The following is a 14,041-nucleotide window of genomic DNA, read 5'->3' as shown; positions in this document are numbered from 1 at the left end:
GGATCCTGTATTTGCCCAAACAAATCTTCAATATACATTTAGGGGCACTTTGGTAAAATCAAAGAAATTTACAGAAGGAGACGGACCTGAGCTTACGCCGCAATGGGGAGAATGGGTCAAGGAAGACCTTAGTAAAGACATACTTGGGCTTAACAGCCACAGGGTTACGACAAATCTTGCGGCGAATATAATGGATAAAGATCAAAGTATTTCAGCCAGCGCGGAACTGCCTCCTCTTGACGGACTTATTAACGCAAATGCCACATTCAGAGTCTGGATAACTGAAACTACTTTTAAATACAGTATGGAAAAAAAGGAGACAGACACGGAATGGCAAATTAAACCTTTTTACTTTACAGAAATTTTAAAATTTGGAAGCGTAGGATCATTCTCTCATAATATGACGTTTACACCGGAAGAAGACAATAAAGCAACCTATCTTAATTCAGCTTTATCATTATGGAGTTCTTTTTCCGCGAGTTATACAATGACATGGATTCAAAAATCAGTTTTTGAACCTGATAACCCGGATAGTCCCCAAGAGGGAGGTAAATGGGTACAAAAAGAAGACAAAGAGCTGCGTCCAAAAGATTTAAAATTTTCATATAGTCGTTCTTTTCCCAGTTCAAAATTTTTTAAAGAACGTTTTAATCTTTCATATAATGTAAGTACATCGTTAAATTTTGATTTACAAGAGTACACAAGTTCCAACTTTCAATTTACGGTAGGTGTTACTATGGGCATTACCAAATTTATTGAACTTAAAATATCGGCGACATCGCAAAATGCGGTAATATTCAGGTATTTTAAGAATGTTCAAGGAATGGAAGATCTAACCGCCATGTATACAGAAGGCGAACAAAATAATATTTTTACCGATTTATTTGATTCATTTAATTTTTTTGACGAAGAAAAACGAAAAAGGTCGGGATTTAAAATGCGGACATTCAACCTTGCCCTTGACCATTTATTGGGCGATTGGACGGCGACATTTAAAATCGATATGTATCCGTACCAGAGACCGGCTAAAACGGGAGAAATTCCGTCAATTAATATTGTCTCGGATATTTCATTCTTTTTACAATGGAAACCCATTACGGAAATAAAGTCGGATATAAGTTATGACGGTAAAAACGACAAATGGACTAAAAAATAACTAATTATACGGCTTTTTCTCCCCTTGACTAGCTTATTTATCAAGATATAGAATAAAAAAGAGGTATTTTTGGAGGACGGAATAACTATCGCCTTTGAAGACAGAGAACTTCTTTCCGGTATTTGCGGAGCAAATGACGGAAACCTCAAGGTAATTGAGGGTACTCTGGGCGGTTACATAACGGCAAGAGGAAATGAGATTCATTTTCAAAGCCAAGATGAAATCGGAATCAAACGCTTTAGGACAATGATGGATAATCTTATCACAGCGGTTAATGAAGGCGAACAGCCGTCTGCTGAATATATCCGCGCTCTTGCGGATGATTTGCCGTTTTCTGAAACTGAGGAAAAAGGCGGCAGCGTTTTCCGCGACTCAATGATCCAAATTCCCCACGGTTTTAACAGGGTTTATCCTCGTACAAGAAATCAGGCTTCCTATATTCAGGGCATGAGGGAGAACGAGATATGCTTCTGCATAGGTCCGGCGGGAACGGGCAAAACCTATCTTGCCATTGCCCATGCTCTGCAAATGCTTCTTTCCAAAAAAATAAGAAAACTTGTCCTTACCCGCCCCGTAGTGGAAGCAGGCGAAAACCTTGGGTTTCTTCCCGGCGATCTCGCCCAAAAAATAGACCCGTACTTAAAACCGTTATACGACGCTATGGAATCGCTTGTCCCCTATGACGTGATAAACAGAATGGAAGAAGTACGCTCAATAGAGATAGCTCCGCTTGCGTACATGAGAGGGCGAAGCCTTAACGACTGCATGGTAATTTTAGACGAAGCTCAGAACACAACCAAAGAACAAATGAAAATGTTTTTAACAAGAATTGGTTCAGGTACGAGGGCGGTAATTACAGGAGACAACACGCAAATTGACCTGCCCCGTAAATCAGATTCAGGGCTTTTACACGCTCTGGAAATATTAAGGAATGTTGAAGGTTTAAACTTTTCTTTCCTGCACACAAGCGATGTGGCGCGAAATCCCTTAATAAAAAAAATAATACAGGCATACAATGAAAATGAAAAATGAAAACAAAGTAAAAAAACAAGACTTTAACTTGGTATTAAAAAAACTTCGTTCCGGTCCGTCTGTTTTTAGTTTTGCGTTATGCGTTATCGCTATAGTGGTAATTATTATATGCGAAAATATGAGCTTTTATTATCAAGCGCGAAAAATTATCGGTTCCGCTCTTCTTATATTTTTAATTTACGCCATGTTTATAGTTTTACGAGGACGCGCTTTCCTAGGCAGAGAGTTAAATAACAGCGAACGTTATCTGCTTGCCTCTCTTGCCGGTTCTTACATAATCGGTTCAGTACTGATAAAAAATCTTACTCCCGTCCCTGACGGATTCCCATTATCTCTCACTATTCCCACAGGGCTTTTTATAATGTTGGTGGCTGTTTTTATGGGAAAAAGACTCGCGGTTATTATGGCGATTGTCATACCGTTAGGCGCGTATTTTACCGGCGCTTTTGATTATTATTCGTACATTATCGCGATTGTTTCAGGCGCGGCGGCTTCTACGGTACTTCAAAACGCGCAAAACAGAATGAGTCTTATAAAAGCCGGAATAGTAATCGCCATCGCAAATTGTTTTGCGGTTGTTGTCGTTCTGCTTTTAAGTCAGGCAAACTTGTATGAATACCCAGGTCCTTTGTTTTGGGCTGCGCTTAACGGCATTATCTGCGGAATGTTAACAATAGGCTTTTTACCGCCCCTAGAGCACGCATTAAACGCCGTAACGCCCTTCAGACTTATGGAACTATCTGACTTAAACGCTCCAATTTTGCGCAAACTGTTTACAACGGCTCCGGGCACTTACACCCATTCATTGATGGTGGCAAACCTTGCCGAGCAAGCCTGTCAGGACATAGGGGCAAACGCCCTACTTGCCCGCGTCGGCGCTTATTACCACGACATAGGCAAAATGGAAAACCCCGATTACTTTGTAGAGAACCAAACCGATCATAACAGACACGACGAAATAGCGCCGCGTCTTTCCGCCACAATAATCCGAAGCCATGTAAAACTTGGCGTAGAAAAAGCAAAAAACCTCGGTCTTCCTAAAGATGTAATTTCCATAATAGCGGAACACCATGGGAACTCGATAATCGAGTGGTTTTACAACAAAGCGACAGAGCAGGAAATATCCGTTAATTCCGAAGATTTCGCATACCCAGGCTCCCCCCCCCGCTCAAAAGAATCTGCAATTGTAATGCTTGCGGACATTACCGAAGCGGCGGTAAGAACCTTAAATAAACCGACAGCGAGCAAGATCGATAAATTTGTTCAGCAGTTATTCGAAGCGAAAATAGATCACGGTCAACTTTCCGAATCCGAGCTTTCCTTCCGCGACCTGGAAATAATCAAGAAATCTTTTGTCAGGGTACTTGCCGGTTATTATCATGCAAGAATTGAATACCCCAAACAAAAAGAGGAAAAAGATGAATAACGTTACAATAAACGCGCAGGAAATAGACCTACCCGCATGGAGCGATAACGCGTGCTGTTTCGCGTTGAAAGTCCTAGATGAAATAAAACGCGATAATTGGGAGCTTTCCGTTCTTTTCTGCGATGATAAAACAATAACAAATTTAAACAGTCAATACCGCAACAAAAACGAACCCACGGACATACTTTCATTTAACCTTGGCGAAACGGTAAAAGACGATGAAAAAACCGTGTTTTTACCCGGAGACATCGTAATTTCCCTTGATACATTAAAAGAAAACGCCCAATACTTTAACACGCCCGAAGATGAGGAGTTACGCAGATTATTAATTCATGGTATCCTACACTTAGACGGAATGGATCATAAAACATTGGAGAAAACTGAGCCTATGCTCGAATTACAGGAGAAAATACTGAATAAATTGAAAACAGAAAAAATAATCACCAAAAAGGGAGAGCAAAATTGAAAGCCCCTTTTAAAATAAATACACAGGCAATTAAAGAACTGGAAGAAGACCAAAGACAGATGATCCGCGGCGTTGTGGAATTATCCGACACCACTGTCAAAGAGGTAATGGTTCCAAGAACCGACACTGTTTTTCTTTCGGCGGACGCCTCAAAAGAGGAATTGCTTAAATTCATCAGCGAAAGCGAACACTCACGTTTTCCCGTATACAAAGATACTGTTGATAATGTAATAGGCGTGCTTCATGTAAAAGACGTATTAAAGGCGCTTATAAACGACAAGCCTTTTAACATTAACACATTGGCAAGAAAGCCGTTTTTTGTCCCGGTATCCAAACATATCGACGACCTCTTGCGCGAATTACGCCGCAAAAAAGTTCATATCGCCGTAGTGGTAGACGAATACGGCGGAGTGTCCGGCATTGTTTCTATGGAAGACATAATCGAAGAAATAATCGGCGATATTCAGGACGAGTTTGATCATGAAACCGAAGACGTAGTAGAACTAGGCGAAGGAATATGGCTTTGCGACGCAAGGGTAAACCTTGAATTTTTAGCCGAAGAAATAAACATTGAATTTCCCGTCGATGATTTTGACACGCTCGGCGGCTTTGTTTTTGATCTTTTCGGTAAGATACCTGCGGTAAATGAAAAAATAGAATATAAAGGTTATGATTTTATCATACAGGAAATTGACGGACATAGAATCAATTCGATAAAAATCGTAACTCATAAAAAGGAATAGTTGTTTTTAAATGGGAGGGGAAAAGTAATGCGACGTTTCAAAATTATAATATGTCTCTTTTACGTTTTATCGTTCTTTCCCGCGGCGCTGTCCGCGCAGACGCAGGCGTCTTCTACGACGTACTATGAGCGCGGCAAGAGCCTAATGGCGGAAGAACATTGGTATTCTGCGGTTGAGTCTTTTCTTGATTGTATAAGAATAAATCCCGCCCATGCCGAAGGAACCGCTTCTCTTGCGGAATGTTATTACGAGCTTGCGGAATTTGACGAAGCGCTAAAATGGGTAAGAAAAGCAAGACAACTTGCGCGCACCAATATGACAGTGGCAAATCTGGAAGTTTTTTCCCTTATTGCGCTAGGTCAGCTTGACGCCGCAGCTTCTCTTGTCAATGAAATACTCGCTAAGGAACCCTACAACAGGGAAACGCTCTTTGCCGCGGGAGAACTTGATATCGCTCGAAACAGACCCTCCGAAGCTATGATTCGCTACCGAGACGCAGTAAAACGTTACCCCGACGACCGCAGACTTTTAATTTCACTTGCCCTTGTAACCCTTTCTTTGGGAGACGGAGACACCGCGCTCTCATACATAAATAGCGCTATTGTACAACACCCAGACGATTACCGCGTATTTTATTATGCGGCTTACATTTATTCCATGAACAACAAAGTAAAGGACGCGATAGGCTATGTGGAGCGTTCTCTTTACTATAAACCCGATCACTTGCCAAGCCGCTCTTTAATGTCAGTTCTTCGTTACCGAAACGGCGAATATGAAGAAGCGGCGCGGCTATGCGACACATTAATTGCCGAAAACAGACAGGATATGAGCGCATGGTATTTAAAAGGCTTGTCTTTAATAAGATTAAACCGCAATCAGGAGGCGATAACCGTTCTTTCAAACGCAATAACCGTTAATGAAGAAGACGAATTTATTCGCGCCATTCTAGAAGAGACTCTTATCTCTTATACACTTTTGGAAGATCCGCGTCGCATAAGATTCGCGACATGGCATTTTAACAAAGCGCGAACTTTCCGCCAGCGCAATTTAAATGAACAGGCGCTTTTTGAATACCGCCGCGGATTAAGATTAAATCCATTCGCTGCGGATAGGCGCGAATACGCAGAAATTATAAGGCTTTTAGGCTACCCAGCCCGCTACCTTGAAGAACTTCGCTTTTTGCAGGATCAGGGTAAAGCCGACAAAAGCATAAACGACGCGGTGGAAGCGTACTCTTCCCTGCTCTCCAACGCGCTTTTTAAACAATGGCAGGTAAACCCCGTCGATCTGGCTGAACGGCATTGGAAAATAGCGGTCTTTTCCCTCGCAGGGCAATCAAGTTTTTACCACGCGGACGCGGGTTCTGTCGCCGCGGGAGTTATAAAAGAATTACTGGTACACGACAGAAACATTTCCCCAATGGCTTTAGAACAACGTCAGGCTATATTTTCCCAAGCGTTTAAGCAGGCAAGAGAAAGCGGAGCCGATTACTTTATTCTTGTTTCGGTAACGGAAAGCGAAAGGGATATTTCCGTAAAAGCCGAAGTCTTTGTTGGAAGAACAGGCTCTCCAGCGGGAACTTTATATACTTATCGCACAGGAGTAGACAGACTGCGCGACGCTTCTCGCGGCATAGTAACCCAGCTTTCATCGGCGATGCCGATTCGCGGAAGGCTTCTTATCCGAAAGCAGGGACAGGCTTTAATTAACAAAGGAAAAGCCGACGGGATTAAAAAGGACGCAGTATACGATGTTGTAAAACGCGGTCGTTTTCAGACGGCAAATGAAGGTATAGCCGTTATCTATTCAAACGACGAGCTTGTAGGAAAATTGACAATCACCAACGTAGACGAGGAAATAGCCATTGGGACTTTGGCAAGAAACGGTTTTTTTGACAGAATAGAGCCGGGAGACGAAGTGATCTTTCAACTTGAAAAATCTAATAAACCGACATTGGAAAGCGCGGCAAACCCGGAATTAAGAGCGTTATTAAGGTCTTTACGTTAAAGATTTTAATAAATAGGCTCTACATGGATAGTCGCCGTCATACCAAATTTGTCTAAAATAAGCTCTTCAATATCAGACGCTATCTTATGCCCTTTTTCTATTGTTAAATCTTTATTCAGTCGTATATGAAAAGTTAATTCTTTATGGGAAATATAATTATGTATATGCAAATGATGAATTTTTAAATCATCATTATAAATATTTTTTATTTCACTTGTTAATTTATTTATTAACTCCTGTCCGGGTTCTTCGCCCAATATTTTATTTATTGCTTCTTTTAAAATTGTAAAAGCCGCATAAAATAACATCAAGGCGATAATTATTCCCAGTACGCTGTCAATCCACCAGAATTTTTTTGCAAACAAAATACCTATAAGCACAACAATGGAAGAAAGCGCATCTGATCTATGATGCCAGCCGTCGGCTTTTACGCTGGAATTATCGGTCTTGCGCCCGATATAAAAAGCATATTGCGCCAGCAACTCTTTTACAATAATGGAGACAGCGGTAACAATTATCGCTATTCTCCCATATTCAACGCTGTTTTTACTCCAAAAATGCCTTATTGAACTTTCCAAAAAGCCAAACGCTATTACGGCTAAAATTACAGCGATAAAAAAAGAAGCTATCTGTTCCCACCTGCCGTGCCCAAATGGGTGTTCCTTGTCCGCTTTTTTTGACGCCAATTTCGCTGCAATAACAACAACAACGGAACTTATTGAATCGGAAAGCGTATGCCACGCGTCGGCGGCAAGAGCGATAGAGCCTGAGATTACGCTCGCCCACATTTTAAGTAAAAATAATAAAAAATTGACAATTACTGAAACAGTACCTTCAATGTATCCGGCTTTTATTCTTTCCATATATATTAATTAGTATTATATGACGAATTTAAAAAAAATTCAATTTCTTCCGCAGTAGACAATTCTAAAACTTTTTGTGTTATTTCCTCAGCCTGCGCTACAGTTATGCCGGCAATCGCCCTTTTTACAGCCGCTACAGACGCAGACCCCATGCTGAATTTACGAAACCCGCAGCCGATAAGCGCGGGAACAGCCAACGGGTCGCCGCCCATCTCCCCGCAGATGGAAATTGGTTTTTCAGCTTTTTTAAAAGCCTCTACTGTTTCTTTTATTAACCTGAAAACGGCAGGATGATAACTCTGATAATAATTTTCCACCGCGGCGTTCATTCTGTCCGCCGCGCACACATATTGGCAAAGATCGTTTGATCCTATACTGGCAAAATCCACTTCTTTTGCGGCAAGATCCGCTATCAGCGCAATACCGGGAACTTCTATCATTATTCCTATTTTTACATCGCCAATTTGAACTTTTTCTTTTATTAATTTATTCTTTGTTTCTTCAATTATTTCCTTTGCTTTTTTTATATCATCAAGAGACCCAACCATGGGAAGCATTATCCAAAGATTACCGTAAGTTGACGCGCGAAAAGCCGCTCTTAATTGCGTTATAAAAATATCTGGGTAACTAAAACAAAACCTTATGCCGCGATTCCCCAAAAAAGAATTATCTTCTTTTTTTTGTTCTATACTTGATATTTGTTTGTCGCCGCCAATATCAAGAACGCGCAAGATTACCGGCTTTTTCCCAAAACTTTTTAAAACCTTGCGGTAAGCGTTAAATTGTTCTTCCTCGGAAGGTAAAGAATTACGTCCCAAAAAAAGAAATTCCGTTCTGAACAAACCCACGGAATCCGCGTAACTTTGCGCTTGAAGCTCATTATCATTCGCACTTGAAATATTAAGCCCTATATCAATTTTTTCCCCGCAGGCTGTTTTTCCCTCTTTTTTAAAAAACACTTCCGCGTCTTTTTTGTCGCGGGAAAAATCGCCGCTTTTTTTTCGGTAATCTTTTATAACATCTTCTTCGGGATCAAGAATTACGACTCCTTCCATTGCGTCAACTGCGGCATACTGTCCCTGTTTTACATGATTTAAAAGCCCGTCAATGCCCAACACGGCGGGTATCCCGAAACTTTTAGCGATAATAGCGGCATGAGATGTTACCCCGCCTTCTTCGGTAAGTATCGCCAGGACTTTTCCATTATTGATTCCAGCCGCTCCGGAAGGTTTAATTTCATGCGCGGCGATGATACAGGGGTCTTTTAGCTCTGAAAGAGAGCTTGTTTTTTGCCCGTACCATAAACGTAAAAGCATAGCGCGCACGTCGTCAAAGTCCACCGCTCTTTCGGCGATAAGAGTATCCGCCGTCTTTTTTAAAACGGCTATAACTGTTCCGTAAACATGGTAAATCGCCCAATCGCCAGCCCAGCGATCATTCAGTATTCTTGCGGGAATTTCTTCATTAATGATAATATCTTCTACTATTTCTTTATGCGCGTCAAAGATTTCCGCTTTTAAAGGATCAACATCTTCTAAAGAACGTTTAATTTTATCAAGCTCTTCAAGCGCTTCTTTTTTTATCGAATAATAACGATCCAGTTGCGCCTGTTCTTTTCCCAAAGGAACTACTTTTTCGGCGGGAGTATTAAATTTTTCATTGTAGATATATACACGCCCTACGGCAAATCCTTGGGCACTTCCTTTTCCTTGTAAAATCATGTGAATACTAAAAAAAAGGCTACTGATTGATTAACAATCAGCAGCCCTTTGTTTCTACCAGCCGTCGACCATGTCGTCCGGATCGCGGTGGTTCTCGGAAAATAAATCGGTATATGCGCGAAGATCATCAAAGTAGATGTAGTAACTGCCTCTTGCTTCCATTGGATCGCAATCAATTCTGAAACCAACTATCTTGATTCCAAAGTTACCCTGATAATGGTAGCTTCTCTGGGCTACGCCGCTCATTCCGTCCTCAGGAGCGGGAGGAATGGTAGCGGTCAGTTTTTGCCAACCCATGAAAGTTAATTTTCCCATGCTGAATTCATAATCTCTACCAAAGAAATCCTGAATAAGCACATAAAGTTCATGATTAAAGTTACGACCGGCAACCCACACAGAGATGGTTTTTGTAATACCCTCTACCGGAATCGGGCGCGCGGGATAAATTGTAAAACTACTGTAACTCCTGCGAAGGAAATCCACTCTTGTACCAAGAACGTACTTGTCCGGAATGTCCATGCCTTCTTCTTCGGGTATCTTTTGCTTTGCCGCAGGCGCGCCGACAAACAATCTAGTTGTCGTATAACCGTCGTCGCCTGACATTTTGGATCTCCAGAAACCGTCATGTTCAAATTTTTCTACGGATACTTCCCGTATTAACTGTTGACCTGCTTCAATTCCAAGCCTTTCCGGATCAGGCGCGCCTATCTCTTGACTTTGCTGGGCAAAAAGATAACTGCCGATACTCAGGATTAATGTAATTAATAAAAATTTCCTCATTTTTTTGATACTCCTTTATCAGTCTTTTTTCTCAGCCCAAAGCTTTTTAATTTTATTGGGATCATTAAGATCACTGCCGTCAAATAACGCTTCATTTGTATCTGTTAAAATTTTCAACTGTTTAAAGTAAACATAAAAAACATCTACTTTTTCTACTGGCTGCGTCCATATTCTGAACTTTATAAAGTGCAAGCTTGGATAAGCAGGTTCGTCGCGAATCTGCGGCTTGTCGCTTAAATCAATACTAAGTTCTTCCGCTCTTTCGAGTGGTTCTGATTGAGTCCATGTTGTTTGGTTAATGTTGCCGGGAATAGTAACGTACAAGTTTCTCCAACCTCTGTAAGCGACGCTTCCAAAGGGAAGAACATGAACTACCCCTTGAAAATCTCTAAAATAAACTTCTATGTAGTATCTTAAATTGCATCCCCATACCCACATATCCATTCTTTTCATTCTGCCGGGAATAGGAATACCTATCGGTTTCTCATCTTTATCGTCAGCTAATATAGGATAAACATCTATCCAGTTATAACCTCTGCGATCAAAACAACCGTTAATACCAAGACTTTTTGGAACGCCTTCAACTCTACCGCCCCTGAAAGCCTGGCTTGGATAGGCGTCGATATAACCAATTATCGGATATTGAACATCGCCTTTTTTGCTGATAAAACGGCTTGCGTCAGTTTTCCATTTATAGATAGAGTCGCCGACGCCGTTAAAAGTCTCTAAAACCCAGTTGTTAAGATTTTCAGCTCTGTACTGACCGTGGACTGATAAAACCGTTATACATGCCCAAATAATCAGGCAGATAAATTTCAAGCTACCTTGTTTCATCATTAAAGCTCCTTTAATAATCTAAGATAAATTATATTAGTTTGAACATCATTTGTCAATGATTTACAACCCGTTTTTAGTATTTTACCTGTTTTTTTTAATTACGGCAATAACCTTTCTGCTGAATTTAGCCCTGTCCAAAACGCGAAATTCGGACTTTATAAGCCCTTTTTTAACCCCGGATTTGACCATTTTGACAGCCGCCTGAGCCTGCGCCAAAGGCGAGTCATTAACTGCCATAACCACGTCAAACGGCAATAAGGACGGATCTAGCCATGTAAACGATATTACCGGAACATCGGCTTTTTTGTCCAAAAAATCATTACCCAAACCCGCCAAAACAACGCAAAAAACATTAGGCGCTTCAAAAGATTGGGAGTAATTGTTTAAAAAATGGGTTTCCAAAAGTTTCCCCCTGTCATATAACCCGCGTAAAAAGACATCTTTCATTTCATTTAATTTTTTTTCAAGAAAAACAATAACTTTGTCGTTTTTTATATCATCTGAAGTAAAAACATCATCTTTTTTAACGGGTTTTTGCTTAATTGTGGTAACGGCAAGCCCAGCTCTGTAAAAATCGTCGTTTATATCAGTTTTAAAGATAAAATATTCCGAATTTTCCGCTCCAAGAATGTTTTCTGCGGGGCTTTCGCCTTCAATATACCTTCCTTCCAGCACTACAATAGGGATATTTGGGGATAAATCCCTGTAAAGCCGCGCGGAGCGGGCAAATCTGAGGGGAAAAAGCACGCAATAAGGCTTTATGGCGGCTTCCGTAATGGCAAAAGGGACTACATCTTCGCCCGCATCATTGGCAACCGCGACTACTTTTACAGGACGGAACAGGGCGAGCGATGTAGAAAAAGACTCGTTATTTATCCTTTCTTTTCCATAAAGCTCGATAAAGGACTGTTCAGTTACTATCAACACCGGGGAGCGGATATAAAAGACAAATAATGGGGCGATAACCGCCAAAACGATTAAAGCGATAATTGCCGTTTTTTTGTTTAGTTTTAGTTTTAGGTTCATTTCACTATCCACTACCTGCTTTCATCTTCAAGGGAGGACAAGACGGATGCCAAGATCTTGGTCATAATTTTCCGGTTCTAAGTCGCTCCGGTATGCGGAACGCAGATATTTGGCTTGTTCGGCAAAGCTCCCACCGCGTATCACACGGAAAGTGCCGTTATTCACACCAGTTGGGTCAGGCTGCGCATTGGTTGAATAGTTTCCGAACCAGTCCCAACACCATTCATATACATTTCCATGCATGTCATACAAACCCCAAGCATTGGCAGGCTTCAATCCCACCTGATGCGTCTTCCCCTCACTGTTGTTTGTATACCACCCTGTATTGTCGCTAATAGAAGCTCCCCCCCCCACTGTGTTGTAAGCCGTCGTTGTCCCAGCCCGACACGCATATTCCCATTGCGCTTCCGTCGGCAAACGATAACCATTTTTGTTAAAGTCCGCAGTTACCGTCGCGTTGGTTATCGGATACCCTGATGCAGGCGTCCTACCGCTGATCGTATACACTTCCTGTAACCCTTCCAAAACGCTTATTTTGTTGCAGAACTCTACTGCGTCATACCATGTTACATATTCCACAGGTCGCTTCCCGTCAATTTCCCCTTCAGCGGGAGCTTTCCCTTTGGCAGTTGTGAAATAACTCGGATTGCTTCCCATAACCACCTGATATTGCTCCTGCGTTACCTGATATTTGCTCATTTTAAATCCGCTCAATGTTACTTGATGTTGCGTTTCATCGTTTTCGCGTCCGGTTTCGCCATTAGGACTGCCCATGCTAAATGTTCCTGAGGATATTGAGACCATTTCTATTAGCAAGGTAATAATATCATCGCTGACGCTTGCCGTACCTTCGTTGTAGTTGTCATTGGACTTTGAGCGGGCGTAGACATAATATGCTGTTCTTACGTTAAGTCCGTTAAATGTCGTACTACTTTGATATGAGGATAAACCTGTCCCGTCCTTAAATTTGCTGATTGCGTATTCTATGCTTTGCCCTGTAGCCGTTAACAAAGTTGCCTCGTTGACAGTAATACTGCTACTTGTGGGCGCACCATTTAAGGTGGGCGCAGTTACCGCCGCGCCTGCGGCTTTGTTTACGGTAACCTCACATATTGCCGTAAATTCGCCGTCCTCTGTGGTTACGGTAATGGTCGCCGTACCATTGGAAACGGCAGTAAGAGTACCATTGTTAGTTACAGTCGCTACACCCGTCTCGTTGGAACTCCATGTTACGTTTTTGTTAGCCGCGTTAGCAGGCGCTACCGTAGCGGTAAGAGTTGCCGTGCCGCCTATGGGCAGATTAAGGGTAGTTTGGTCAAGCGTTACACCGGTAACGGAGAAGTTATCGCGACCGCTTGTATCGCCGTCAATTATGTTAATTTTAAAATCCTGGGCATAGTCCTTTCCTTCCGCTATACCGTTTGCTATTGTAGCTCTTATTGTAACAGTCCCGACTGCCGCAGCATTTAAAATATTTCCGCTTATTGTCGCGTCGGTGTTTCCGTCGTTTTTGACAGACCAAATAATAGTTTGATTATTCGCAAAAGCGGGTCTTACTGTTGCGGTAAGAGTAAGAGGCGTTCCTACAGCGCCGGTTTCCGGTACGCCTTCAATAAACGCTACTTGTATAAATAAAGAACCTGAATCGCAACCTGCTATCGCTAAAAATAACGCGGTTAATAAAATGTATAAACGCCCTAAGGTTTTGGTAACAATCATTTTTTCTCCGATACGGAATAAAACTGTCATTGATATTATTATACCACAAACCATGTTAGTATTTATAGTGGATAGTATTTAGCATTTTTCCCATAAACGCCTGTGGATAAATTTTTCAGCAAGTAAATAGTCTTCTTGGAAACACGCAAAGCGGTAAAAAAAGTAAAAAATCTTTCAAAAATTTTCAAATTTAGTCAAGCAAAACGAGGGGTACGCACCCATATAGGGTATGTAGTTTTTAAAGCCATTTTAATGGCAAACCGCT

At 41.5% G+C, this 14,041-nt stretch carries 11 protein-coding genes and 1 pseudogene; 6 read left to right on the top strand and 6 right to left on the bottom strand.

Annotated features, from left to right (window positions below):
- The 6 genes and pseudogenes from ACYVTD_RS05870 to ACYVTD_RS05845 form a co-directional block, all read left to right on the top strand.
- Positions 1-1,156, top strand: a pseudogene (locus tag ACYVTD_RS05870) (hypothetical protein); the annotation flags it as partial.
- A gap of 69 nt (positions 1,157-1,225) precedes the next feature.
- Positions 1,226-2,188: a PhoH family protein gene (locus ACYVTD_RS05865; protein ID WP_461246854.1), complete on the top strand. Its 963-nt coding sequence runs from the start codon at positions 1,226-1,228 to the stop codon at positions 2,186-2,188.
- Entirely contained in the window at positions 2,178-3,614 is a 1,437-nt protein-coding gene (locus ACYVTD_RS05860) for an HD family phosphohydrolase (protein WP_461246853.1), read from the top strand. Before ACYVTD_RS05865 ends, ACYVTD_RS05860 begins: the two co-directional genes overlap by 11 nt.
- A complete protein-coding gene (ybeY, locus tag ACYVTD_RS05855) occupies positions 3,607-4,080 on the top strand; it encodes an rRNA maturation RNase YbeY (protein ID WP_461246852.1) in 474 nt (157 codons plus the stop codon). Before ACYVTD_RS05860 ends, ybeY begins: the two co-directional genes overlap by 8 nt.
- Entirely contained in the window at positions 4,077-4,823 is a 747-nt protein-coding gene (locus ACYVTD_RS05850; protein WP_461246851.1) for a hemolysin family protein, read from the top strand. The genes ybeY and ACYVTD_RS05850 overlap by 4 nt, the downstream gene beginning before the upstream one ends.
- A gap of 27 nt (positions 4,824-4,850) precedes the next feature.
- The gene (locus ACYVTD_RS05845) at positions 4,851-6,830 is read left to right on the top strand and encodes a tetratricopeptide repeat protein (protein ID WP_461246850.1); all 1,980 of its coding nucleotides are present in this window, start codon (positions 4,851-4,853) and stop codon (positions 6,828-6,830) included.
- 5 nt (positions 6,831-6,835) lie between these two features.
- Here ACYVTD_RS05845 and ACYVTD_RS05840 read toward each other — a convergent pair whose 3' ends face one another.
- The 6 genes from ACYVTD_RS05840 to ACYVTD_RS05815 all read right to left on the bottom strand — a co-directional run bounded on the left by ACYVTD_RS05840 (position 6,836) and on the right by ACYVTD_RS05815 (position 13,830).
- Positions 6,836-7,693 carry a cation diffusion facilitator family transporter gene (locus tag ACYVTD_RS05840; RefSeq protein ID WP_461246849.1) on the bottom strand — a complete coding sequence of 286 codons (858 nt, stop codon included), beginning with the start codon at positions 7,691-7,693 and terminating at the stop codon, positions 6,836-6,838.
- A 5-nt stretch (positions 7,694-7,698) separates the two neighbouring features.
- Positions 7,699-9,414 carry a phosphoenolpyruvate--protein phosphotransferase gene (gene ptsP, locus ACYVTD_RS05835; RefSeq protein ID WP_461246848.1) on the bottom strand — a complete coding sequence of 572 codons (1,716 nt, stop codon included), beginning with the start codon at positions 9,412-9,414 and terminating at the stop codon, positions 7,699-7,701.
- Between the two features lie 54 nt (positions 9,415-9,468).
- A complete protein-coding gene (locus tag ACYVTD_RS05830) occupies positions 9,469-10,194 on the bottom strand; it encodes a flagellar filament outer layer protein FlaA (protein ID WP_461246847.1) in 726 nt (241 codons plus the stop codon).
- Between the two features lie 18 nt (positions 10,195-10,212).
- Positions 10,213-11,031 (bottom strand): flagellar filament outer layer protein FlaA, encoded by an 819-nt coding sequence (locus ACYVTD_RS05825; RefSeq protein ID WP_461246846.1) that lies wholly within the window; start codon positions 11,029-11,031, stop codon positions 10,213-10,215.
- Positions 11,032-11,112: 81 nt separating this feature from the next.
- Complete coding sequence (locus ACYVTD_RS05820; protein ID WP_461246845.1) at positions 11,113-12,057, bottom strand: hypothetical protein; 945 nt, start codon at positions 12,055-12,057, stop codon at positions 11,113-11,115.
- A gap of 27 nt (positions 12,058-12,084) precedes the next feature.
- The gene (locus ACYVTD_RS05815) at positions 12,085-13,830 is read right to left on the bottom strand and encodes an SUMF1/EgtB/PvdO family nonheme iron enzyme (RefSeq protein WP_461246844.1); all 1,746 of its coding nucleotides are present in this window, start codon (positions 13,828-13,830) and stop codon (positions 12,085-12,087) included.
- Between the last annotated feature and the right edge of the window lie 211 nt (positions 13,831-14,041).

The sequence above is a fragment of the Treponema sp. R6D11 genome (assembly GCF_054786075.1).
The sequence above is the reverse complement of the archived record's forward strand: the minus strand, read 5'-3'. Positions and strand labels throughout refer to the sequence as shown.

Excerpts from the sequence above, each read along its gene's own strand:
- ACYVTD_RS05860 (WP_461246853.1), top strand. The coding sequence starts at position 2,178 with ATGAAAAATGAAAACAAAGTAAAAAAACAAGACTTTAACTTGGTATTA.
- ybeY (WP_461246852.1), top strand. The coding sequence starts at position 3,607 with ATGAATAACGTTACAATAAACGCGCAGGAAATAGACCTACCCGCATGG.
- ACYVTD_RS05845 (WP_461246850.1), top strand. The coding sequence starts at position 4,851 with ATGCGACGTTTCAAAATTATAATATGTCTCTTTTACGTTTTATCGTTC.
- ACYVTD_RS05840 (WP_461246849.1), bottom strand. The coding sequence starts at position 7,693 with ATGGAAAGAATAAAAGCCGGATACATTGAAGGTACTGTTTCAGTAATT.
- ptsP (WP_461246848.1), bottom strand. The coding sequence starts at position 9,414 with ATGATTTTACAAGGAAAAGGAAGTGCCCAAGGATTTGCCGTAGGGCGT.
- ACYVTD_RS05830 (WP_461246847.1), bottom strand. The coding sequence starts at position 10,194 with ATGAGGAAATTTTTATTAATTACATTAATCCTGAGTATCGGCAGTTAT.
- ACYVTD_RS05825 (WP_461246846.1), bottom strand. The coding sequence starts at position 11,031 with ATGATGAAACAAGGTAGCTTGAAATTTATCTGCCTGATTATTTGGGCA.
- ACYVTD_RS05820 (WP_461246845.1), bottom strand. The coding sequence starts at position 12,057 with ATGAACCTAAAACTAAAACTAAACAAAAAAACGGCAATTATCGCTTTA.
- ACYVTD_RS05815 (WP_461246844.1), bottom strand. The coding sequence starts at position 13,830 with ATGGTTTGTGGTATAATAATATCAATGACAGTTTTATTCCGTATCGGA.